Below are 24,340 nucleotides of genomic sequence, written 5' to 3' on the forward strand. Positions count from 1 at the left end.
TAAAAGTCATATTTCATACTGTTTAAAAAATATTGACACATGAAAAAAACATTTGCATATAAATCATTAGCTGTTGCAGTTGCATTGTCAATTGCCACTACTTCCTGCGATCCGGGTGATTTTGGCGATATGAATGTCAGCCCGAATAACCCTTCAACTCCTAATACTGCCGGTTTTTTTACTTCGGCATTACGCAATTTTGGTACCATGACTACCGAAATGGTTCCGTCATTGTATACCCAACATTTTGGTGATGTTACTTACATTGAGGATTCTCGTTATAAAACCATTAATTTTAACTTCAGTGGTTATTATACCGGCCCACTAATTGCGTATCAGACCATTATTGATTTGAACACCAACGCAGATACCAAAACTACGGCAGCTGCCAACGGCTCAAATAATAACCAGATTGCTATCGCTCGTATTGCAAAAGCCTACACTTACATGTGGATGACCGACCGTTGGGGAGATATTCCTTACTCACAGGCATTAAAGGGTAAAGCAAACTTCAGCCCTGCTTATGATACGCAGCAATCAATCTACAATGATTTGTTTAATGAACTGAAACAAGCACAGGCACAGTTTGATGGTGGAGCAACCGTAAAAGGTGATATTATCCTGAGTGGAAACGCTACTCGTTGGAAGAAATTTGCCAATACCTTGCGTATGATTATGGCATTGCGTCTTTCGAAAGTTGACCCAACTAAAGGTAAGGCCGAATTTGCCGCAGCCATGGCAGATGGCCCACTGGCATCAAATGCTGACAACGTGAAGTACGGGTATCTTTCAGAGGCAAACAATGAGCACCCATTGTATAATAACTATATCACAACAAACCGTAAAGATTTTGCTGTGAGCAATACTTTTATCAATTATCTGGTAAAAACCAAAGACCCGCGTATAACTGCTATGGCAGACCCCAACATTGAGCAAAAATACGTTGGTGTGCCTTATGGTGTGTTTCCTCCTACCTGGAAAGCACAGGATGTATCGCTGGCTGCCAGCGCCATTCGTCAGCAAAATTCAACTGCAAACATAGTAACTTATGCCCAGGTATTGTTCTCTCAGGCAGAAGCTGCCAAATTAGGATGGATATCTGGTGATGCTAAAACATATTATGAAAGTGCCATCAAGGCTTCAATGGAACAATGGTTAGGCGCTGCTGCTACAGCTACGGCTGTTAGTGATTTCTTGCAACAACCAGATGTAGCCTATGATGACAGCAAAGCTTTGCAACAGATAGCTACGCAAAAATGGGTTGCCTTGTTCTATCAGGGCAATGAGGCCTGGGCAGAATGGCGCCGTACAGGATACCCGGCACTGACACCACCGGCAAATGCTCTGAACCCAAGTAAACAGATACCTCACAGAATGGCGTACCCTGTAACAGAACAGACACTTAACAAGGTTAATTACGACAAAGCCATTGCCAGCCAGGGTGCTGATACCCAAGATACCCGTGTATGGTGGGACAAAAAATAAGCATAATTACCGAAACACATATATCGCAAAGAGGCAGTCATTCGGCTGCCTTTTTTGTTTTTTTTTGGGTGATTTAGAAAAAATCAGGAGGAGGCACTTTATATAAAAAAACCAATTACCCATTAAGTAATTTAAAAATTAACCCACAAATCTGAAGAGCTGGAAAAATTTATTAAAGATAACAAGACGAACTTCAAAGAAGATGCTTCTGTATCTGCATTGATTGAATACTACAATACTTTGTAACAAAAAAGGGCTCTAAAGCCCTTTTCGTTTTTTAAGCCAATATTTGCTTGGCATATATATCTGTTAGTACTTCTACTACTTTATCTATTTCTTCAGGGGTATTATATTTACCAAACGAAAACCGTACGTTCCCTCTATCGGGGTGTACATTTAATGCCCCCAGCACATGAGAGCCTACGTCTGTACCGCTTGAACAGGCACTCCCGCCTGAACATGAAATCTGGGCGATGTCCAGATTAAATAAAAGCATATCGTTATCCTCACTCGGCGGGAAACTCACATTCAGAACCGTATAAAGGCTGTTTTCAACATCGGCAGAATTTCCATTAAATGTAACGCCTGGTATATTTGCTTTTAATTTATCAATCATACGGGCTTTAAGGCCTTTCAGATAGGTCTGGTGTTCTTCCATGTCACGGTATGCAATCTCTAATGCTTTAGCCATGCCAACAATGCCATAAACGTTTTCGGTTCCTCCTCTCATGTTACGTTCCTGAGAACCCCCATGAATAAACGGGTGTATCTTATTATTGGCATTGATATACAAAAAGCCTACCCCTTTAGGACCATGAAACTTATGTGCTGCGCCTACAATAAAATCTACTGGAAGGTCTTGCAGGTCATGCTTATAATGGCCCATGGTCTGAACAGTATCTGAATGAAAGACCGCTTCATATTGTTTACAGATTTCGCCCACTTTTTTCAAATCTATCAGGTTACCGATTTCATTATTACCGTGCATTAACGAAACCAGCGACCGGGGTTTGGTTTGTAACAATTCTTGCAGATGCGCCAAATCAACCCTGCCCTTGTCGTCTAGTCTTACAAAGCTAAGCTCTATAACACCTTGCTTGGCCAGATACTCTAATGTATGTAAAACAGCATGATGCTCAGTTCTTGATGTAATTGCGTGCTTTAGCTGATACGTATCTATGCTGCAGGTAATGGCTGTATTGTCTGCTTCTGTGCCGCCAGAGGTAAAGAATATCTCAGATGGCGAAGCGTTTAACAACGAGGCAATAGTTTTACGTGCTTTTTCAATGGCCGAGCGCACCTGCCTGCCATGTGCATGTATAGATGAAGGATTCCCGAAGTTTTCGGTCATTAACGGAAGCATGACTTGCAGAACGTCGTCATCAAGACGGGTGGTTGCTGCATTATCGAGATAGATGCGAGGCATAATTTATTTGGTTTCTGCAAAATTAATACTTGTTTTTATATTGTACAACCCACAGATATTATAGACTAAGCAAATTTTATTTGGCAAAGCCAGTTATCAGGCTACTACAACTCTACGCTGGCATTCCTTTTAAAGGCAGCTCCGAAGTCAATCATCGATTCGGTTTTTAATACACCGTCAATATTATCTATTTTATCATATAAAACAAGGCGCATGTGCTCGCTAGACTTAGCCACAATACGAATATATAAGGTGTACTGCCCGGTAATATAATAACACTCAGTAACTTCAGGTATCTTCCGTAACTCTTCAATAATTTGTTTAGAGTCTGAGTCTTCTTTCAGAATAATGCCTGTAAAGGCGCTCCACTCATAACCTAACTTGCGCTCGTCTAAAATAATTCCGGCGCCTTTCAGAATGCCTGCCTTTTTCATACGGGCAACGCGCTGATGCACCATTGTGTTAGAAATATTCAAATTTTTGGCTATTTCAGAATAGGGTTTCCTGCCATCTTTTTCAAGATGAATAAGAATCTGCTTATCAAAATCATCTAAAAAGTTCATATAATTAACAAGTCATATTTACTCAATATTTGCCTTATTTAATATTTTTTACTTTTATATTATATATAATTAGTAAATATAACTTATATATTGATAAAACAAAGTCATTTTAACATTTTTATGCGAGAATCCATAAAAAGGTCTTAAATATATATTACTATGATGACAGATACTTTCTTAAGCGACCAACTGATTGAACTGGAAGAGCGTTATGGCGCACATAATTACCATCCCCTACCGGTAGTGCTGGAAAAAGGCGAAGGAGTCTACTTGTGGGACGTAGAAGGAAAACGTTACTATGATTTCCTGTCGGCCTATTCGGCTGTTAACCAGGGGCATTGTCATCCACGCATCATAAATGCATTAATTGAGCAATCGCAGAAACTGACGCTTACGTCGCGCGCATTTTATAACTCAATATTGGGTCGTTTTGAAGAATACATAACCAATTATTTTGGTTATGACCGCGTACTACCTATGAATACCGGCGTAGAAGCTGTTGAAACAGCCATGAAGTTGTGCAGAAAATGGGGGTATCAGGTAAAGGGTATTCCAGAAAACAAAGCTAAAATAATATTTGCGGGTGGCAATTTTCATGGAAGAACGTTATCAGTAATTTCAGCATCTACCGACCCGACAGCACGTAAAGATTTCGGCCCTTATATGAGCGGCATTGAAATAGTGCCTTATAACAATATTGATGCATTAGAGGAAGCGCTGATAAACGATCCCTACATAGCCGGGTTTATTGTAGAACCCATGCAGGGTGAGGCTGGCGTAGTAGTGCCGGATGACCCATATCTGCCGGAGGCCTTCAGGCTTTGCAAAGCAAGCAGGGTACTCTTTATTGCCGACGAAATTCAGACTGGTATTGCACGCACAGGCAAAATGCTGGCGACAGACCATTATCATATCAGGCCTGATATGGTAATTCTGGGTAAAGCGCTCTCTGGTGGTGTGCTGCCGGTTTCGGCTGTATTGGCTGATGATGAAATTATGCTGACATTGAAACCCGGAGAACATGGCTCTACCTATGGAGGGAATCCTTTGGCATGCGCCGTGGCCATGGAAGCGTTAAAGGTTGTGAAAGAAGAAAACCTGGCAGGTAATGCCGATTACCTGGGACGGATTTTCCGCCATGAAATGCAAAAGCTGGTTGAAGAAACCGGTATTGTAACTGAAGTACGAGGAAAGGGTTTGCTGAATGCCATTCTGATAGACACCACTGAGGAGTCTGACCTTGCCTGGGACATTTGTCTTGAACTGAAAAACAACGGATTGCTAGCGAAACCTACGCATGGTAATAAGATAAGACTTGCACCGCCCTTGGTAATGACTGAATCTCAATTATGGGATTGCATAGAAATTATCTCAGACACCATCAGAAGGTTTGACTGATACCAGGTAATACAGGTGGGCGTACAATTATTAGTATTCCCACTTTTGAGGTAAGCCCATTTGCCTGGCGTAGTAGGCCGGAGCATAAGTATGCACCCTTTGTAAAAGTTTATTTATTTCCTGCTCAAACTCTACGTAGTAATCTTCGTGAAGTTTGGGCATTTTTTTTAATATAAAATCAGTACGCCTGGCTATGTACAGCGCCAGGGTATCTGTTTTGGTACTGTATTTCTCAAGCATTTTAAACTGATTCTCAAAAAAGGTATTCAGGAGATAAAGCGTAAGTTCTATTTCGCCATATTTATCTTTGGTAACCTTTACATGGGTTGTAATCTTACTGTTGAGCTCTCTTATGTCTTTCAGCATCCAGCTTGCAATACTATGACTCATTATTGAGACCAGCTGAATAGCCTTTTTTATTTCCTCGCGCCGGTCGTCCAGAAACGATTCGTTTTCCAGTAATTGATACTGTAATTGCTGAGCCAGTAAATTGTTTTTGCCAATGAGCCTTAAAAGCATCTTATCTTTTTCTTTGGCGGGCAAGTCTAAAATAGCTTTTTCGAGCTCCTTATGTAATTTAGCCATAGAATAACAAACCGTATTACTGATATAAAACTTAAAGGCCCCTGAAAAGTTCAGAGGCCTTTGGTAAAGCAAGGTATTCAATAAGAATATTATCTTGTGCTTTTTATTTCAACCACAAAAATCAGCGGTGAGTATGGTGGTATTTTGTAACCACCGTTGGTATTGTCCGGAACACCCTGGGTTCCGTATCCTAGTGCAGATGGGAAAACCAACACGGCTTTTTCACCAACCTTTAATTTTAGCAAACCTTCTTCAAAGCCTTTAACCACACTATTACTTCCTAAATACACATCTATCTGGCCTTTGTCAAATTCTTTTATACTGCTTGCCAGATAGCCATTATAAACAACACCGGCTGTCTGGCCTGAAGCTAACTGTGTACCCGTTGTCTGAGACAACTTTAATACACGCAGGCCTGATTCTGTTTTCTCTCTTGAAACTACCGTAACATTTCCCATACCGGTTGCTATGTAGTCTTCAATCTGTTTGTCTTCAGAACGATTTTTTACAATCTCCAGATCTACCACAAGAACAGATTTGCCAGGTACATTATTATAATTCTGTGAACCATAAGCAAGATAAGAAGGTATCAGGAAAGTACCTCTTTCTCCTGATTTAAGTTTGCTGATAGCATCCGAAATTCCCTGCAATCCGATTGTACCCCCAAAAATGACAGTAGCGGGTTTATTTGTTGAGCGTAAAGAACTGTCAATCTTGGTACCATCTAACAAAGACATTACGTAATGAAGTACAACTTCATCGCCTACCTTAATAGAATCACCAGAAGCATTAGTCTTGGTAATCTGATAATACATTCCATTATCTGCCTTTTTCATGTTCAGATTTTTGGAATTGATATACGTCAACATTTCCTGTTCATTCTTCTTGACGGTTTCTTCCAAATCGTTCTTCAAAAAGTCTGAACAAGAGCTCACAAGAGCGGTACAACCAACAAGTAATCCGAGTACTATCTTTCTCATTACATTTAATTTATTTATTTCACATCGATAATTTCCATTTCAAAAATTAACGGACTGTACGGAGGAATAACACCCCCTGCACCCTGCTCGCCATAAGCCAGATTAGATGGGATAAAGAAAATGCTTTTTTCGCCTTTTTTCATCATCATCAGTGCTTGTTCCCAGCCTGGTATTACCATTCCCTGGCCTACAGTCAGTTCAAGAGGATCCTTACCCACAGAAGAATCGAACACTTTACCGGTAATAAGTTTACCTGTGTATTCTACCTTGACGGATTTACCTGCCGTAATGGTTGCACCAGTGCCCTCTTTCACAACGACCCTGTACATACCATATTGTGTTTTGGTGGCATTAGGAAAATTCTTTTTAGCGTATTCGTCCATGATTTTCACTTCATCATTCTTTTTGGCCTGTTGCGCTTTCTCAAAATCTTCCATGGTTTGTACCTTTTTCACCTTCACCAGAAACTGCATATCCGAACCTTTTGCTACACCGGCAGGCATAGGTTGTTGCGCTCTTATAAACAAGGAGTCTGAACTGACGAAAATGGTTGCACTGTCTCCCTCAGAAATATGAAAAAGACTGTTTTCGAACGATCCCTTAAAGGCGCCTTTCTGCAAACGCATCATTATAGGCTCGCCACGTTTATAAGTATTGGTAAACACTGTATCGTTTGGCGCTTTTACTATCAGGTCAAAAGTAACGATATCGCCCTCTTTGGCTTTTTTACCGTTGCCTAGTTCGTGTATCTGGTATTTAGAGCCGTCGGCATCCTGAGTTACTTTAAACTGGTCACAAGAAAAAAGCAAACTTGCCGCTAAAACCAGGCCAGAAGAAGTTTTCAAAAATTTTGTCATGAAATTTATTTATTAGTAAGATATTACAATTGTATTTGGCTAGCTATTGTTAAGCAGCTGGGTTTTATGTATGGGCAACAAAAGCAGAAATTTTTCAAGCGTTTTTGAAAGGCTTTCATGAGAACGGCCACCAGCTGCATTTTTATGCCCGCCACCGCTGAAATAATTCCTGGCAAACTCGCTCACCGAGAAATCTTTCACCGACCGGAACGAAATACGAATCATGTCGTCGCGCTCTACAAACATGGCTGTCATCTGTACGTCTTTTATAGATAGTCCGTAATTAACAATACCCTCGGTGTCGCCATTTTTTGAACCAAATCTGGCAAGTTCTTCTTTAGAAATACTCATATATGAAACCCGGTATTCTGGCAGATGCACCAGCTTTTCGCTCAGCGCAAAGCCAAGAAACTGAATCCGTTCTAATGAGTTATTATCAAATATCTTCCGGTGGATATCATTGGTACGTACACCAATTTCGATTAGTTCTCCGGCTACCCTGTGCAAATCTTTTGTGGTACTGTCAAACCTGAAAGACCCCGTATCTGTTACCAGCCCGGCATATAAGCATTCAGCAGCAGGAATATCAATCAGGGCTTTATCGCCCAGCAACTCAATCAGCAGATAGATTAACTGGCAGGTAGCTGCGGCTTTTTCGTTCCAGAATATAAAATCGGCAAAGTTTTCAGGCTGTTGATGGTGGTCTATCAAAACCTTTTTGGCAGAGGCGCTTCTCACATACTCTTCCATAGCCTTGATACGCCCCAAAGCCGAAAAATCAAGACAGAAAATAACCTCTGCAGCAGCAATTAATGCCTTGGCGGTTTCCTGTTTTTCACTCTCAAAGTTAATAACTCCTTTCTCGCCCGGCATCCATTGTAAAAACTCGGGGTAATCGGTAGGGGTAATTACATTTACTGAATGATTTTTTTTCTTTAAATAGGAAGCCAAGCCCAACGATGACCCGAGTGCATCGGCATCGGGGTTCTGGTGAGTAGTAATAACGATTCTTTTGGGCGAAGCCAATAAAAGGTTAAAGTCCTGTAATTTCTGAACTGAATCTGTGAAAAACTCTTGCATAACGCAACAAAGGTACAAAGTAAAGCCGGGAAAACAAACACGCCTAAAACGAATACAAACCCCCTGTTAAATATATGTAAAGCCATAAATTTACAGTTTTTTAACATTTTAAAGGTTAAAAGTAACACGGGTTTGGCAATTGATATAAAAAAATGAAATAAACCCGGCAGGATTCATATTTTCTCTTATGTTTGCAGGTAGTTTATTTTAACCTGTTATATATGAAAAACCTACTGTTAATCCTGTGCCTGTCAGTATCTTATCTGTCTTTTAGCCAACAGGAATCTACTGAACAATGGCGCCCTGCTTTTCATTTTTCTCCGGCCAGAAACTGGACCAACGACCCTAATGGACTGGTATATCATGACGGCGAATGGCATATATTTTATCAGCACAACCCTTTTGAAAACAAATGGGGGCACATGAGCTGGGGGCACGCCGTAAGCAAAGACCTGATGCACTGGCAGCACCTGCCTGTGGCCATACCGGAAGATTCGGTCTGGATTTTTTCGGGCGGAGCCGTAGTAGACCCAAACAACACCAGTGGTTTTGGCGCCAATAGCATGGTAGCTATCTATACTGCCGACTATCACGGCAAAAAAGAGAACCAACACCTGGCCTACTCTACCGACAAAGGCAGAACCTGGACCAAATATCAGAAAAACCCCATTATACCCGTACCGCTACCGAACGGAAAGGTAATGAAGGATTTCCGCGACCCGAATATGTTCTGGCACGAGCCAACCAAACAATGGATACTGGTAGTTGTATTACCTACAGAGTTCAAGGCTCATATTTATGGTTCAAAAAACCTGACCGACTGGACTTTTCTGAGCGAATTTGGCGGACAGGGGGATGTTAGAAAAATATGGGAGTGCCCCTCATTAATTGAACTGCCCATTGAAGGAGAAAAAGCATCGCGATGGGTTCTAATGCTATCGTCAAGCAGCCCGCATGAGGATTTTGTGGGAATGCAGTATTTTGTGGGGGATTTTGACGGCAAAAAATTTACTAATGATAACCCGGCAGATACAAAGCTGTATGTTGAGTACGGAAAAGACTTTTATGCGGCTATTCCGTTTACTCATGCGCCTAAAAAAAGCATGCTGGGCTGGATGGCCAGTTGGCAATATACCGATGCCCTGCCTACTTTTCCGTGGAAAGGGCAAATGAGTTTGCCCAGAGAAATAGCGCTGAAAAGAACCAAAGATGGTTTAAGGTTATTGCAAAAACCGACAGAGGAGGTGTTAAAAGCTAAAAACTGGAAAGGCACCGTACAAATGGAAGACTTAATTGTAGACGGTGACAAAAGCCAGATAAGAAAAAACATGACAGATTCTTACATGATTGAGGTAGAGTTTGAACTGAATGGCGCCCGTGAAGTTGGTGTAAAAGTGCTGAAAAAACAGGGCTCCGGCCAGGAAACAGTGGTGGGGTATCAGGCAGACAGCGAACAACTTTATATTAACCGCATTAATTCGGGTAAAATCATTAGCCCGAACTTTGCTTCTCTGGATGCCAGCCCTATGAAAACCGAAAGAGGAATGGCGAAACTTCAGATATTTGTAGATAAAATGTCGGTAGAGGTATTTGGTAATGATGGCGAGGCGGCTGTAACAAGCCTGGTTTTTCCGGAGACACAAAGCTTAGAGTGGCAGTTATTCAGTAATGGCGGCAAGGCAAAAGTAACTAAACTAAAAGTTTGGGAATGGCAAAAATAACTACTGCCAATAGCCTTAGTTTAATTGATGACGGAGGTTTATATTTGCAAATCCAGATACCAACCTAACGACACTAACCTGATTATGGACAGTTTTTCGCGACGAGACATTCTTAAAACCTTTGGCCTTACTGCCGGCGGTTTATCATTTTTAAATGCTGAATCATTTGCCGGAACAATTGAGGACGAACCCATCTTTATTCCTGATGACGACAGGTATATAACGCTCGACAAACCCGTTACAGCTATTGTACTGGGCGCCGGCAACCGTGGTAATGTTTATGGCCGGTTTGCGCTGGCTTTCCCGAACGAACTGGATATGGTTGGCGTGGCAGAGCCGATACCTTTCAGAAACGACAAATTTGCCAAAGCCCATAATATAGAAGACAAACACCGTTTTAATACCTGGGAAGACGTTTTCAAGGTGCCAAAATTTGCCGATGCCATTATTATTTCTACCCCCGACGACCTCCATTATGGCCCGGCCATGAAAGCACTGGAAATGGGCTACGATGTACTGCTGGAAAAGCCTATTTCTCCTTCATATCAGGAGTGCCTTGACATATTGGCAATGGCCAAAAAAACCAAAAGAACAATAGCCGTTTGCCATGTATTGCGATATACGCCGTATTTCAGAAAACTGAAAGAAATAACACAAAGCGGGCAGTTTGGTAAGCTGATTAGCGTGAACCATCTGGAGGGTATTGAATACCAGCACATGGCGCACTCTTATGTACGGGGTAACTGGCACGTCGCTAAAGACACTAACCCGATTATTCTGGCCAAGTCATGCCACGACCTCGATATTTTAAGATGGGTAATCGGCAAACCTTGCAAAAGTGTTGCGGCGCATGGTTCTTTAACCTGGTTCAGAAAAGAAAACGCACCAGAAGGTAGCACCGAACGCTGCACAGATGGCTGCAAGGTAGAAAAAGAATGCCCTTTCTCGGCTATTAATATTTATCATAAGCAACGCCTGCGTATCAGGGTGCTGGATGTAACCGATGATTTGACCAAACAGGGTGATGAGATAATGGAAAAACTGAAGACGTCTCCTTATGGCCGTTGTGTATATAGAATGAACAACGACCAACCCGACCACTATACCACCACCATGGAGTTTGAAGGCGGCACCACCGTTAGTTTTGCCATGGAGGCTTTTACTTCTTTTGAGGCCAGGAAAACCCGATTAATGTTCTCGCATGGAGAAGTATGGGGCGATATGGACGAGATTCAGACTTATGATTTCAGAACTAAACAAAACACAAAATGGCGGGCAAGCGAATTGCCCGAATATAAAAGCCAGGCATCTGGCCATGCCGGTGGAGACTATGGCCTGGCCCGGAACTTTGTGCAGGCAGTGGCCCAGAAAAAACCTGAGTTGCTGACCTCAACCATAGAGGCATCTATAGAAAGCCACGTGATGGGCTTTATGGCCGAGAAAAGCAGATTAAGTAAACAGATGGTAGATGTAAAAATTTAATTTATGATGCGTAAACTATTAATTATTGCTCTTTTGGCACTGGGTGCCTGCAAAAATAAAAAGGCAGATTTGGGAGATTTTGATTTACAGAGTTTCAAAACCGACCGCGGGGGTTGTGAAGACAAAAGAGTAAAACTGATTGAGCCTCTGAAAGACCTGCGGCCAAAAATTCTGGGACTGACAGAAAACCAGATTGTTGATAATTTTGGGCGGTATGATTACCAGATTCTGAGCCGCCGGAACGAGAAAGTATTTGTGTATTTTTTAGAAAAAGGCCCACAATGCGAACAAATCCAGAACCCGACCAACTCGCGCTCAATGCTGTTGTATTTCAATGCAGCCAGTCTGGTAAAAGAGGTGTCGTTTCAGAATGGGGGGGTTATTGATACGTATAAGTGAAGTACATGAAGGCTGTTTTCTAAGGATACAGGGCCGCGTTAAGTGTTCTCATATTTTTTTTTGAAAACACTTTGTTTTTAAAAAATACTCAATACTTTTGTACCCAGAATTTAAACACGTACAATGACTCAACGCAATATCATAGCTAACATCTGGTGGTGGCGTTCTTCCGACAAAGGATGAACAGCGTAGCTATGTATTGACTCAACGATATAATACCCGGCGGCTTACAGTTCATCCTGTAAGCCGCCTTTTTTATGTCATTATTGCACCGAAATTGTTCAGAAACATGCAGCAGAAATTTAATTCAGAAATAAGTTACTGGCTTTTTGTGCCGATACTCTGTTTGTTCTCAGCACTGATAACCACGGCTATAATTGATAAAGCCTGGCCGATGCTGATGATCATGGTATGCGTAACAGTATTCATTGTTAACCTTTTGGCTAGTACCTGTTATGTAATAGAAAACCGTAAGCTGACTATTATCTGCGGATTTCTTTTTAAGCAGGAAATTGACATAGAGAATATCCTGAAAATTGAAAAAACCAATAGCCCGATTAGCTCTCCGGCTTTATCAGTCAAACACCGGATTGAGATTACTTTCGGTAAATATGACACGGTTATTATTTCACCAGGAAGACGAGCCGAATTTATTGAAGCACTGACATTGATTAATAAAAAAATTAGCACAAACCTCTGACACTCATGCAAAAGTTTGGTATTACTACCCGATACAAACGCCTACTGGCCGATATGTTGACCCCGGTTGGGATTTTCCAAAGAATTCGTAATCACTTTCCGCATTCGGTTATTCTTGAAAGTGCCGACTACCACGCAATGCACAACAGTTTCAGCTACATAGCCTGCGACGAGGTGGCGAGTTTCCAACTGGATAACGATATAGTAACACAGGCATTTCCTGACGGCACCACAGCTCAGTTTCCACTTCATAACAGAAAAGAAGCCGTTGGCGTATTGCAAGCCTTTGCGGCTCAGTTCGAAATGCCCAAAACCGATTTCTCATTTATCACCAACGGTTTATTCGGCCACATTACCTACGACTCGGTTGAATACTTTGAAGACATAGAAATACAGGCTAAGAGTGCTGAAAACGCCATTCCGCAGATTCTATACCGGGTTTACCGCTATGTAATTGCCATTAACCATTTCAAAGACGAGCTCTATATATTTGAGCATACCTATACACCAGACGGCCAGGAACCCAAGCCGCTGTCAGACGGGCTTGAAACGCTTGAGTTTTTTGTAAAGAATCCTAAAGTAACTACTTCAAAATTCAAGGCGGATACAGATGAAGAAACCAATATTAACGATGATGACATGCGTGAAATCATCAAAAAATGTATTGGTCACTGTCTGCGTGGTGATGTTTTCCAGATTGTGCCTTCCAGACGTTTTTCGAGAAAATTTGAGGGCGATGATTTCAACGTTTACAGGGCGCTTCGTTCCATTAATCCTTCTCCTTACCTGTTCTATTTTGATGGTGGAGATTATCATATTTTCGGCAGCTCACCGGAGAAACAGATATTTATTAAGGACGGACAAGCCGAAATACACCCGATTGCGGGTACTTTCAGAAGAACAGGTGATGATGAAAGCGATGCCGAACTGGCGCGCCAATTGCACGCTGACCCCAAAGAATCAGCCGAACACGTGATGCTGGTTGATTTGGCCCGCAATGATTTATCGCGCAGTTCAGATTCTGTAAAAGTAGATATTTTTAAAGAAGTGCAGTTCTACAGCCATTTAATACACCTGGTATCTAAAGTAACCGGAAAAATGCACACAGGCACCAACCCGCTGCAGTTGGTAGCCGATACTTTCCCGGCCGGAACCTTGTCTGGTGCGCCTAAACACAACGCCATGACCATCATCAACCGTTTTGAGCCTACCAACCGCAGCATTTATGGAGGAGCCATTGGCTTCATGGATTTCAAAGGGAATTTTAACCATGCCATAGCCATCCGGACTTTCCTCAGCAAAAACAATACGCTTTTCTATCAGGCAGGTATGGGTGTAGTGGCTAAGTCAGACGTAGAACTGGAAATGAAAGAAATTCACCTGAAACTGGCCGCTTTAAGAAAAGCCATTGAAATGGCAGGGGAAATATGATTTTTTGAAAATTGGAGAAAGAATAGATTTGTTGAAAGTGAATTAAAAAATCATTCACTCAATCGCACAATCACTAAATCACTCATTAAAAATAGTATATAATGAAAATTCTGGTTCTTGATAATTACGATTCGTTTGTGTACAATCTGGTCTATATCCTGAAAGATTTAGGCGGAAATGTAGACGTTTTCAGAAACGACAAAATAGCTCTGGAAGAAGTAGCTCAATATGACAAGATTCTGCTTTCGCCAGGCCCCGGTATACCAGAAGAAGCCGGAATCATGATTGACCTCATTAAAGAATATGCGCCATCAAAAAGCATTTTCGGGGTTTGCCTGGGGCATCAGGCAATTGGTGAGGCCTTTGGCGCCAAGCTACATAACATGGGCGATGTATTGCACGGAGTAACTACTCCGTGCCTGATAACCGACAAAGATGAACTGCTCTTTAGGGGTGTGCCTGAAAAAATAGAAGTTTGCCGTTATCACTCCTGGACAGTGGTACCCGAAACCATGCCTGCAGAACTGAAAGTAACTGCTATTGATGAAAAAGGATTTGTAATGGCCGAAGCCCATACAAAGTATGATGTGAGAGGGGTGCAGTTCCATCCGGAGGCATACCTGACACAACACGGAGTGAAAATGGTTGAAAACTGGTTAAAAAATTAATTTGCCTAAGCATGAAACAATATTTACAGGTTTTGCTTCAAAACCATACACTTTCAAGCGAAGAAGCCAAAGAAGCACTATTGAGAATCGGTCGCGGCGAAAGCAATCAGTCGCAAATTGCTGCTTTTCTGATGGGTATTCAGATGCGCGGGGTTACAGTTGAAGAGCTGGAGGGGTTTCAGCAGGCTATGCTGGAACTGGCTGTGTCCATTGACCTGACTGACTTTGACCCGATGGATGTTTGCGGCACCGGAGGTGACGGAAAAGACACTTTCAATATTTCTACTACCTCTGCCTTTGTAGTGGCCGGGGCAGGGCAGCCCATTGCCAAGCATGGAAATCATGGGGTTTCATCGGCCGTTGGTTCAAGCACCGTACTGGAATATCTGGGGGTAAAATTTACTAACGACGAAGGTTTCCTGAAACGCAAGCTGGAAACCGCAGGTATCTGCTATATGCACGCACCGTTGTTCCACCCGGCTATGAAATACGTAGCGCCCATCCGTAAAGAATTAGGCCTGAAAACCTTCTTCAATATGCTGGGGCCATTGCTAAACCCTGCCAAAGTACAAAAGCAGCTGACGGGCGTATATGACATGAAAGTATTTGACCTATATACCCAATTGTTTAACCGTTCAGCAGCACAATTTGGTATTATTTATGACTTGGGCGGCTACGATGAGATTTCTTTCACGAACGATTTCAACATTGGCACCAGGCATGGGGTGGTGGTGCATTCTCCTACCCATTTCAGTTTTGACCTGACCGAGCAATCTGCTTTGCATGGTGGTAATACACTGGAAGAATCAGCTGGTATTCTAATCAATATTCTTGAAAACAAAGGTACTGCTGCTCAAACCAATGTGGTTTTGGCTAATGCCGGTGTAGCTTTGAGCGTAGCCAGAGGTACATCTATTGCCGAAGGAATAGAGCAAGCCAAAGAATCGCTGGCCAGTAAAAAAGCCCTGAACGCCCTACGAAAACTAATAGAAGACTAACCAACAAAACCACAAGATGACCATCTTAGACAAAATAGTTGCACGCAAAGCCATTGAGGTAACAGAAGCCAAAGCCCGTATTTCAATAGAAGCATTAAGCAAAGAGACTTTATTTTCTCGTAAAACCAATTCTTTGAAAGCCGCACTTCTGGCCGATGGCTCATCTGGTATTATTGCCGAGCATAAACGAAAATCTCCATCCAAAGGCATTATTAACGACCAGCTTTCGGTTGCTTCTGTTACGCAGGGCTACGCAGCGGCCGGAGCCGCGGGACTGTCAGTACTTACCGACGCCGACTTTTTTGGTGGTGCAAAAGAAGATTTATTACAAGCACGAGAGGCCAATCTGTCTACCCCTATTCTAAGAAAGGATTTTATAATAGATACCTACCAGTTATACGAAGCTAAGGCCTGGGGAGCAGACGTAATTCTGCTGATTGCAGCCTGCCTGAGCCCTGAGCAGATACAGCAGCTAAGCGCCACTGCACATGAACTGGGGCTGGAAGTATTGCTGGAAATACACGATGAAGAAGAACTGAACAGAAGCCCGCTTGGCAACGTTGATATTATAGGAGTTAATAACCGAAACCTGAAAAACTTTGCTGAAAACAATGTAAACGCTTCTTTGGGGCTGACAGATAAAATACCAGACGGAATTGTGAAAATTTCAGAAAGTTGTATCAGCCAGCCGGATACAATCCGTTTGTTACGGTCGGCCGGATATAAGGGATTTCTGATTGGTGAAACCTTCATGAAGGATGAAAATCCGGGAGCAAAACTCGCTGATTTTATTGCTGAAATCTAATAAAATGTGTTAATTTTGACATCTTTTACAGGTTTTACTGAGTTCATGCTTTTGTCCTGAGTATGAGTAAAATTAATTTTCCTTTAGGGCATGGAAATATCTTTATGAAACTGAAAGTATGTGGCATGCGCGATGCCGGAAATATCAAAGCGCTTGTAGAACTGAAACCTGATTTCATCGGCTTTATCCTGTACGATAAGTCACCCAGATTTGCCGGAAATCAACTGGATGTTGATGTTGCACAATCAATACCAAGAGAAATAAAGAAAGTTGGTGTTTTTGTTAATGCATCAGTTGACTACATTTTGCAGAATGTCAGAAAGTATGGGTTAAACTATGCGCAGTTGCATGGTAACGAAACGCCTGACTTTTGTAAAAGCCTGCGCACAAAGGGTGTCAATATCATTAAGGCATTCCGTTTAGATGAGTCGTTTATTTTCAGCCAGCTAAACAATTACAAGCCCCACGTTGATTTTTTTCTGTTTGATGCCAAAGGAGACAGTTATGGCGGAAACGGTGTTACTTTCGACTGGAGCATTCTGAAAAAATACACAAACGAAAAACCGTATTTCCTGGCCGGGGGTATCAGCCTTGAAAACCTCAATGATTTAGACCTGATTATACCAAAGCCCTATGCCATTGATATCAACAGCAAATTTGAAACAGAACCCGCTGTGAAAGATATTGAGAAGATAGGAGGATTAATTGCAAAATTGCGAGAAAAGAAATCGGAGAATGTATGACAGAAAAATTCAGATTTGACAGAACAGCTTTTTGGGCAGGCAAGCATGAAGACAATGAAAAACGCATAAAGGATTTCTGGTTCGATCAATCCGCATCAGACAGACTAAATGCAGCGTGCTACTTAAATAGTGTAGCTTATAATTATAGCATAGATAACCCTCCCAGAGTAGACAAAACCATTTTTTCAATGCGTAAACATGAAGCCTGATGGCAAACATTTTCAATGAGGATTTTCGGGATTTTATTCAAGCATTAAACAATCATTCCGTTGATTATTTACTCGTTGGTGGTTACTCTGTAATTTTACATGGTTATGCAAGAACCACAGGTGACTTAGACTTGTGGGTAAATAGAACAGCTGATAATTACATGAAATTGGTTGCCGCATTTGATGAATTTGGTTTACCAGTATTTGATATGACATTCAACAATTTTTTGGATATAACAAAATACGACGTTTTTACATTTGGCAGACCACCCTCATCTATAGAGATATTAACTAATTTGAAAGGATTAACTTTCGACGAAGCATTTGCTAACCATATTCTATTCAAAGAGGAAAATTTGCAAATCAATTTAATTAATTATTCTGATTTAATTGAAGCAAAAAAATCCGCAGGAAGACCAAGAGATTTGAACGACATAGAACAACTAAGGAAAAATGACGAGCATAGAACAACCTAAAGAGAAGGAAACAGCATTTGGTGTGAACGAAAAGGGCTACTATGGCCAGTTTGGAGGCGCCTATATTCCTGAAATGCTCTTCCCGAATGTAGAAGAGCTACAACAGAATTACCTGGATATTATCTACCGCCCTGATTTTCAGGAAGAGTTTCATGGTCTGTTGAAAAACTATGTAGGCCGCCCTACACCTTTATATTTGGCCAATCGTCTTTCAGAAAAATACAATACCAATATCTATCTGAAACGAGAAGACCTGTGCCATACAGGCGCACATAAGGTAAACAATACCATAGGGCAGATATTGCTGGCCAAACGCCTGGGAAAAAATAAAATTGTAGCCGAAACCGGCGCCGGCCAGCACGGCGTAGCTACTGCTACCGTTTGTGCACTAATGGGGCTTGAATGTATAGTTTACATGGGTGAAATCGACATTCAGCGACAGGCGCCCAATGTGGCCCGTATGAAAATGCTCGGCGCAGAAGTTCGCCCAGCTACCAGCGGGTCTAAAACCCTGAAAGATGCAACCAACGAAGCAATGAGGCACTGGATTAATAATCCGGTTGATACCCACTACATTATTGGCAGTGTGGTTGGCCCACACCCTTACCCGGATATGGTTGCGCGTTTCCAGTCGGTTATTTCTGAAGAAATGCGTTCACAATTACTGGAACAAACCGGGAAAGAAAACCCAGACTACGTAATTGCCTGTGTGGGTGGAGGCTCAAATGCCGCCGGGGCTTTCTATCATTTTCTTGACGAGCCGGAGGTGCAGTTAATTGCAGCCGAGGCCGGCGGACACGGCATTTATTCAGGCTTATCTGCCGCCACCACTTTTCTGGGTAAACCGGGGGTTTTGCATGGCAGCAAGAGTATTCTGATGCAAACTGAAGACGGGCAGGTGGTAGAACCCCACAGTATTTCTGCAGGGCTTGATTATCCCGGTATAGGCCCCTTGCATGCACATTTGTGGGAGTCAGGGCGGGCTAAGTTCTTTGCTATCACTGATGATGAATCTATACAGGCAGGTTTTGAATTAACCAAGCTGGAAGGGATCATACCGGCTATTGAGTCAGCTCATGCACTGGCAGCTTTACAATACCTGAAAGCAGGTTCAGATGAAACCGTAGTTATAAATCTATCGGGCCGTGGAGACAAAGACCTGGCTACTTACATGAAATATCTGTAAACCAGCCGCCCTGTAGTAACATCAGCCAATCAAAATTCAAAATAACAATGAGAACCCTTCTATTAGCAATCGCTTTACTATCATTCAGTTACATGGCAAATGCACAAAAAAAAGAGCCTGCGAAACTACTTCGCCACGCTGTTTTATTCAAATTCAAAGATTCGAGCAGTCCTGAAGACATCAAAAAAGTAGAAGATGCTTTCAGAGCGCTACCCAAACAGATTAAAGAAATTGCGGATTTCGAGTGGGGAACCAACAACAGCCCAGAAAATCTGAATCAGGGTTTCACACACCTGTTTTTTGTAAGTTTCAAAACAGAAAAAGACCGTGAAGTGTACCTGCCTCATCCTGCTCATAAGGCATTTGTAGGCGTACTGGGGCCCCATTTAGACAAAGTACTGGTGCTTGATTACTGGGCTGCCAAATAATTTACCGCTTCCGGGCGAATGTCTGATTTGTGATCATAAGCATTCGCCTGCATTTTCTTCTTCGCTTTATTTTTTCCCAGACATTGATATGAATCGCATAACCAGGCTTTTTCAAACTAAGCTTAATAGTGTATTGAATCTCTATTTTACTGCCGGATACCCGACATTAAACGATACCCTGCCTATTCTGGAGGCATTGCAGGAAGCCGGAGCCGACCTGGCCGAAATTGGCATGCCCTACTCAGACCCTGTGGCTGATGGCGAAACCATTCAGCAGTCGAACCAGATTGCGCTGGATAATGGCATGAGCCTGAAAGTGCTTTTTGAGCAACTGCAAAACATGCGCCAGAAGGTACAGATACCTGTTATTCTGATGGGCTATATTAATCCTGTTTTACAATTTGGTATAGAAAACTTCTGCCTTAAATGCCAGGAGGTTGGTGTTGATGGTCTGATTCTGCCAGACCTGCCCACTGAAGAATATTATGAAGAGTACAAACCTGTATTTGACAAATACGGCCTGTTAAACATTTTCCTGATTACGCCACAAACCACCGAAGCCCGTATACGCCGTATCGACGAGATATCAGACGGATTTATTTACATGGTGAGCAGCGCCAGCGTTACTGGTAAAACATCTGGTATTTCAGAAGTAATGGAAGAATACTTTAACCGGGTAAATGCAATGAACCTGAAAAACCCACGTTTAATAGGGTTCGGTATAAAAGACCACGAAACCTTCACAAAAGCTTCAGAATATGCTGCCGGCGCTATTATCGGCAGCCAGTTTATACGTGTACTTCAGGCTTCTTCCGACATCCGCAGCGATGTGGTGAAGTATGTGCAATCTGTTAAAGCGGGTTAATAGTAAGGAAATTTAGAATAAGGCCTTAATTTTTTTGAAAAATGGGCTAAACTTAAAACTCTTTTCGAAAAACTTTTGTTTTTTATTAGAATTATTCTAAATTTCCTTAGGATTTTAATACCGAAACAGATTTATAGAAAGGCTATAGCTATGGAAAAGTTGTACAAGCTCTGCATCATAGCCCTCTTATTGATAACAAGCCAATTGGCTTTTGCTCAAAAAGACAGGAAGAAAGATACCCGATACGGGTATCATTTTAAAGGAAAGCATCAAAAATTTGCCCGCTTTCCGTTTGACCTGCACGCGAATCTCATAGTTTTAAAAGCTACCCTTGATGATTCTGACACCCTACGTTTTATATTAGACACAGGTGTTACGTCTACCATTATTACAGACCCCCAGCGTGCCAAATCTCTTGACCTGAAGTATATAAGACGCGTTAAACTAACCGGTGCAGGCGAAGGCGGAGATTTATCGGCCAGCGTATCAGTTGGCCACCGCATTCAGATTGGCGACATCGTAGCATCTCAGCAAAACATTGTTGTGCTGGACGAAGACGTGCTTAAGCTCTCTGAGTTTCTGGGCGTGCCTATACATGGTATTTTCGGGCACGATATTTTCAGCAATTTTGTGGTAACCATCAATTTTGAGGAAAAGATGCTCTACCTGACCGACCCTAACAAGTTCAGATACAAAAAGTCTTTAGGAACCATCTACCCTATTGTACTCACGCAGTCAAAGCCATACACTGACGCCATTGCCATGGTAAGCAACAATAAAGAGATACCTATGCGCCTGGTTATAGATACCGGTGCCGGGCATGCCTTACTGCTAAGCGCCAGCGAAAAAGAGCCCATACAACTGCCTCAAAAAGTAATGCGTGCCAACCTAGGCCGCGGGCTAAACGGAGAAATTAACGGCCACATAGGCCGGGTTGATAAGATACGTATGGGTACCCTGGAAATGCAGGATATACTGGCTTCTTTCCCCGACAGCCTTTCATTCAGTATGAAATTCCCCCCCTCTAACGAAGGCAGGCAAGGAAGCATTGGTTGCGAACTGTTAAGACGCTTTACCGTAACGCTTAACTACAGAGACGGCTACATGATTATGAAGCCAATTAAGAACCGGATGAAAGAAAGTTTTGAGCATGACATGAGCGGCCTTGATGTGCGTGCCAGAGGCGACCACTTCAATGAATACTACGTCAGCAGGGTTCTTGAGCAGTCGCCGGCTTATGAAGCCGGGCTAAGAGAAGGCGACGAGCTGATTTTTGTCAACAATCAGAATGTTAAAAACCTGGCTATCAGCGAGATTTATAAAATTTTGTCACGCAAAGAGGGCAAAGATGTTGAATTGTTTATCAGGCGGAAAGGAGAACTCAAATTTACCAGTTTCAAACTTAGAAGAATGATTTAACCTGAACTTATAACCGTATTACACAGGGGTAATTGCAAATCAATTATCCCTTTTTCTTTATAGCGGTAATGCCTTTATCTTTAATTATTTCAATCAGGCACATCTAATTTTTATTAATTTCGTGCCAAACTTTACACTTAGCACAAATGACTATTCTTATACTAAATGCCCTGCTGGTAAATGAAGGAAAGATTGAACCACGCGATGTGTTCATTAAAGACGGTATTATTGAACAGATAGGCAGCGATTTATCAAGCCATAAAGCCAACCGTATTATTGATGCAACAGGTAAATACCTGCTTCCGGGCGTAATTGACGACCAGGTACATTTTCGTGAACCCGGGCTTACTCATAAAGCTAACATCTACACTGAGGCCAAAGCCGCAGTTGCCGGCGGCACTACCAGCTTTATGGAAATGCCTAATACCGTGCCGAATGCCCTTACCCAGGACCTGCTGGCCGATAAATACCAGATAGCAGCAGAATCCTCGCTGGCCAATTACTCATTTTATATGGGTACATCGAACGATAATTATGATGAGGTAATGCGCACGGATATTCAGAACGTTTGCGGGCTAAAGATTTTTATGGGTAGCTCAACCGGTAATATGCTGGTAGATGACGAACACGTGTTATCAAAAGTGTTTGCTAACTTTCCGGCCTTGATTGCTACCCATTGCGAAGACGAAGCCACCGTAAAAGCAAACCTTGAAAAATATAAAACCTTATATGGCGACAACCCGCCGTATGATGCCCATGCTATTATCAGAAACGAAGAGGCTTGTTATAAATCTTCATCAATGGCAGTAGAACTGGCTAAAAAACACAAAACCAGGTTGCACATTCTGCATATTTCAAGCAGTGAAGAAATACCACTATTTGAGAAAGGGCCTATAGCCGGCAAACACATTACCTCTGAAGTATGCGTACACCATCTTTGGTTTGACGCCGAAGATTATAAGCAACTGGGCAACCAGATAAAATGCAACCCTGCCATTAAACATGGGCACAAAGATAAGCTGCTGCAGGCATTGCTAGACGACCACTTTGATGTTATTGCTACAGACCATGCACCACATACCTGGGACGAGAAACAGCAATCGTATTGGCAGGCTCCGTCTGGCTTACCTTTGGTGCAGCACTCGCTAAATGTTATGCTTGAGTTTTATAAACAAGGAAAAATTTCTTTGGAGCGCATCGTAGAGAAAATGTCGCACGCAGTGGCCGACTGTTTCCAGATTGAGCGACGGGGATATATCAGAGAGGGCTATTGGGCAGATTTAACACTGGTTGATTTGAATGCGACTACGCTGGTAGACAAAAACAGCTTGTATAGCAAATGTGGCTGGTCGCCGTTTGAAGGAACCGAATTTCAATCAAAAGTAACGCATACCATAGTTTCGGGCAATATTGTATATGCCAACGGCCAGTTTAATGAGCACATAAAAGGACAAAGAATGAAGTTTACCAGATAGGCATTAACGAATGATTAACAGTTTTATGAAGAGATTTTGTAACAATCGTAGAGGTTTGAGCGTTATGCTTGCCAGACACAACGTTTAATTCTCAACATAAAAATCGCAGACAATGAAACCATTATTTTTTGCTTTCCTGATTTCAGGCCTGGCTCTTACCGCAAACGCACAAGACAGAACCGACAAAGAACCGGTTAAGAAAATTGAAGTGACGGGTTCGTCTGAAATGGAAATTACCCCTGACGAAATATACTTTGCTATCTCTTTAAAAGAGTATTTTAAAGACGAAAAAAACCAGAAAGACAAGGTTGCTATTGATGTGCTTGAAAAACAGCTGATAGCATCCATAACCAAAGCTGGTATACCGAGAGAGAACCTGACCATTGGCTCGATATCTGGCTATAGAAACTGGACAGGCAAGAAAAAACCTTTGTATTTTCTGGAGGGTAAAAGATATATGTTGAAACTGAACAACTTGTATAAGTCTGATGTGATTCTGGACGGGGTCGACGACCGGGGCATTGAGTACGTTTCTATTGACCATGTAGATCATTCGAAAATTAAAGAATACAGAAAAGAGATAAAAATCAAAGCCTTACAGGCTGCAAAAGAAAAGGCAACCTATCTGCTTGAATCTATCAACGAAAAAGTAGGTGATGTGCTGACCATTGAAGAACAGGAAGACCAGTATTACTCACCACAACCCATGCTGGCTAACGTAAGAATGATGAAAGCCGATGCCGCACCCATGGAAGACAGCAGCCTTGAGTATCAGAAAATAAAGCTCAGCTACAAGATGAAGGCGGCTTTTAGGATAAAGTGATGGTTTTGATTAATAATAAAAGAGGCTGTCTAAAAAGGTCTAAAAATAGGAATCCCCGGTCAAAAAAGACGCGGGGATTTTTCTTTGTTCCTCTAAAAAGTGTTATCTTAGAGGTGCAACACAAAGAGAAGATGAAGAT

At 42.1% G+C, this 24,340-nt stretch carries 25 protein-coding genes; 19 read left to right on the top strand and 6 right to left on the bottom strand.

Translation table 11 applies throughout. From position 1 onward, the window contains the following. Positions 1–39 precede the first annotated feature (39 nt). A complete protein-coding gene (locus tag NZ848_RS10505; protein WP_259015451.1) occupies positions 40–1,485 on the top strand; it encodes a SusD/RagB family nutrient-binding outer membrane lipoprotein in 1,446 nt (481 codons plus the stop codon). A gap of 277 nt (positions 1,486–1,762) precedes the next feature. On the opposite strand, the gene NZ848_RS10510 is transcribed toward NZ848_RS10505, so the two are convergent. Both NZ848_RS10510 and NZ848_RS10515 read right to left on the bottom strand, forming a co-directional pair. Further along, positions 1,763–2,911: a cysteine desulfurase family protein gene (locus NZ848_RS10510; RefSeq protein WP_259015452.1), complete on the bottom strand. Its 1,149-nt coding sequence runs from the start codon at positions 2,909–2,911 to the stop codon at positions 1,763–1,765. 104 nt (positions 2,912–3,015) lie between these two features. After that, positions 3,016–3,474 carry an Lrp/AsnC family transcriptional regulator gene (locus NZ848_RS10515; RefSeq protein ID WP_101724702.1) on the bottom strand — a complete coding sequence of 153 codons (459 nt, stop codon included), beginning with the start codon at positions 3,472–3,474 and terminating at the stop codon, positions 3,016–3,018. A 159-nt stretch (positions 3,475–3,633) separates the two neighbouring features. On the opposite strand from NZ848_RS10515, the gene rocD reads away from it, so the two are divergent. Next, positions 3,634–4,872, top strand: coding sequence for an ornithine--oxo-acid transaminase (gene rocD, locus NZ848_RS10520; protein WP_309600828.1), 1,239 nt, complete (start codon positions 3,634–3,636; stop codon positions 4,870–4,872). 30 nt (positions 4,873–4,902) lie between these two features. Here the strand turns inward: rocD and NZ848_RS10525 are convergent, their stop codons facing one another. From NZ848_RS10525 to NZ848_RS10540, 4 genes are all read right to left on the bottom strand, one after another. Beyond that, positions 4,903–5,457 carry a hypothetical protein gene (locus NZ848_RS10525; protein ID WP_259015453.1) on the bottom strand — a complete coding sequence of 185 codons (555 nt, stop codon included), beginning with the start codon at positions 5,455–5,457 and terminating at the stop codon, positions 4,903–4,905. Between the two features lie 89 nt (positions 5,458–5,546). Beyond that, a complete protein-coding gene (locus NZ848_RS10530; RefSeq protein ID WP_259015454.1) occupies positions 5,547–6,437 on the bottom strand; it encodes an FKBP-type peptidyl-prolyl cis-trans isomerase in 891 nt (296 codons plus the stop codon). Positions 6,438–6,451: 14 nt separating this feature from the next. Continuing rightward, entirely contained in the window at positions 6,452–7,294 is an 843-nt protein-coding gene (locus NZ848_RS10535; protein WP_101724705.1) for an FKBP-type peptidyl-prolyl cis-trans isomerase, read from the bottom strand. Positions 7,295–7,333: 39 nt separating this feature from the next. Further along, positions 7,334–8,374, bottom strand: coding sequence for a DHH family phosphoesterase (locus NZ848_RS10540; RefSeq protein WP_259015455.1), 1,041 nt, complete (start codon positions 8,372–8,374; stop codon positions 7,334–7,336). 221 nt (positions 8,375–8,595) lie between these two features. Here NZ848_RS10540 and NZ848_RS10545 point away from each other — a divergent pair, with 221 nt between their 5' ends. From NZ848_RS10545 to NZ848_RS10625, 17 genes are all read left to right on the top strand, one after another. Further along, positions 8,596–10,095 carry a glycoside hydrolase family 32 protein gene (locus NZ848_RS10545; RefSeq protein WP_259015456.1) on the top strand — a complete coding sequence of 500 codons (1,500 nt, stop codon included), beginning with the start codon at positions 8,596–8,598 and terminating at the stop codon, positions 10,093–10,095. A gap of 27 nt (positions 10,096–10,122) precedes the next feature. Next, on the top strand, positions 10,123–11,577 hold the full coding sequence (locus NZ848_RS10550) for a Gfo/Idh/MocA family protein (protein ID WP_259015457.1): 1,455 nt from the start codon (positions 10,123–10,125) through the stop codon (positions 11,575–11,577). A 3-nt stretch (positions 11,578–11,580) separates the two neighbouring features. After that, positions 11,581–11,976: a hypothetical protein gene (locus NZ848_RS10555; RefSeq protein ID WP_229236182.1), complete on the top strand. Its 396-nt coding sequence runs from the start codon at positions 11,581–11,583 to the stop codon at positions 11,974–11,976. A gap of 289 nt (positions 11,977–12,265) precedes the next feature. Beyond that, the gene (locus NZ848_RS10560; RefSeq protein WP_259015458.1) at positions 12,266–12,676 is read left to right on the top strand and encodes a PH domain-containing protein; all 411 of its coding nucleotides are present in this window, start codon (positions 12,266–12,268) and stop codon (positions 12,674–12,676) included. A 5-nt stretch (positions 12,677–12,681) separates the two neighbouring features. Then, positions 12,682–14,106, top strand: coding sequence for an anthranilate synthase component I family protein (locus tag NZ848_RS10565; RefSeq protein WP_259015459.1), 1,425 nt, complete (start codon positions 12,682–12,684; stop codon positions 14,104–14,106). Positions 14,107–14,207: 101 nt separating this feature from the next. Continuing rightward, a complete protein-coding gene (locus NZ848_RS10570) occupies positions 14,208–14,774 on the top strand; it encodes an anthranilate synthase component II (RefSeq protein ID WP_259015460.1) in 567 nt (188 codons plus the stop codon). A gap of 11 nt (positions 14,775–14,785) precedes the next feature. After that, the gene (gene trpD / locus NZ848_RS10575) at positions 14,786–15,772 is read left to right on the top strand and encodes an anthranilate phosphoribosyltransferase (protein WP_259015461.1); all 987 of its coding nucleotides are present in this window, start codon (positions 14,786–14,788) and stop codon (positions 15,770–15,772) included. 16 nt (positions 15,773–15,788) lie between these two features. After that, complete coding sequence (gene trpC / locus NZ848_RS10580) at positions 15,789–16,577, top strand: indole-3-glycerol phosphate synthase TrpC (RefSeq protein ID WP_253531265.1); 789 nt, start codon at positions 15,789–15,791, stop codon at positions 16,575–16,577. A 104-nt stretch (positions 16,578–16,681) separates the two neighbouring features. Continuing rightward, positions 16,682–17,320 (top strand): phosphoribosylanthranilate isomerase, encoded by a 639-nt coding sequence (locus NZ848_RS10585; RefSeq protein WP_259015468.1) that lies wholly within the window; start codon positions 16,682–16,684, stop codon positions 17,318–17,320. Further along, on the top strand, positions 17,317–17,529 hold the full coding sequence (locus NZ848_RS10590; protein ID WP_253531268.1) for a hypothetical protein: 213 nt from the start codon (positions 17,317–17,319) through the stop codon (positions 17,527–17,529). The genes NZ848_RS10585 and NZ848_RS10590 overlap by 4 nt, the downstream gene beginning before the upstream one ends. Beyond that, entirely contained in the window at positions 17,529–18,005 is a 477-nt protein-coding gene (locus tag NZ848_RS10595; RefSeq protein WP_253531270.1) for a DUF6036 family nucleotidyltransferase, read from the top strand. The genes NZ848_RS10590 and NZ848_RS10595 overlap by 1 nt, the downstream gene beginning before the upstream one ends. Next, a complete protein-coding gene (gene trpB, locus NZ848_RS10600; RefSeq protein ID WP_259015462.1) occupies positions 17,983–19,191 on the top strand; it encodes a tryptophan synthase subunit beta in 1,209 nt (402 codons plus the stop codon). Before NZ848_RS10595 ends, trpB begins: the two co-directional genes overlap by 23 nt. 92 nt (positions 19,192–19,283) lie before the next feature. Next, on the top strand, positions 19,284–19,619 hold the full coding sequence (locus NZ848_RS10605; protein WP_390890877.1) for a Dabb family protein: 336 nt from the start codon (positions 19,284–19,286) through the stop codon (positions 19,617–19,619). A gap of 88 nt (positions 19,620–19,707) precedes the next feature. Beyond that, positions 19,708–20,484: a tryptophan synthase subunit alpha gene (trpA, locus tag NZ848_RS10610; protein ID WP_259015463.1), complete on the top strand. Its 777-nt coding sequence runs from the start codon at positions 19,708–19,710 to the stop codon at positions 20,482–20,484. 150 nt (positions 20,485–20,634) lie between these two features. Then, positions 20,635–21,903: an aspartyl protease family protein gene (locus NZ848_RS10615; protein WP_253531276.1), complete on the top strand. Its 1,269-nt coding sequence runs from the start codon at positions 20,635–20,637 to the stop codon at positions 21,901–21,903. 146 nt (positions 21,904–22,049) lie between these two features. Beyond that, entirely contained in the window at positions 22,050–23,378 is a 1,329-nt protein-coding gene (locus NZ848_RS10620) for a dihydroorotase (protein ID WP_259015464.1), read from the top strand. A 112-nt stretch (positions 23,379–23,490) separates the two neighbouring features. Next, complete coding sequence (locus NZ848_RS10625; protein ID WP_259015465.1) at positions 23,491–24,201, top strand: SIMPL domain-containing protein; 711 nt, start codon at positions 23,491–23,493, stop codon at positions 24,199–24,201. Positions 24,202–24,340: the final 139 nt, after the last annotated feature.

The organism is Emticicia fluvialis, assembly GCF_024793945.1.
Classification (GTDB): Bacteria; Bacteroidota; Bacteroidia; order Cytophagales; family Spirosomataceae; genus Emticicia; species Emticicia fluvialis.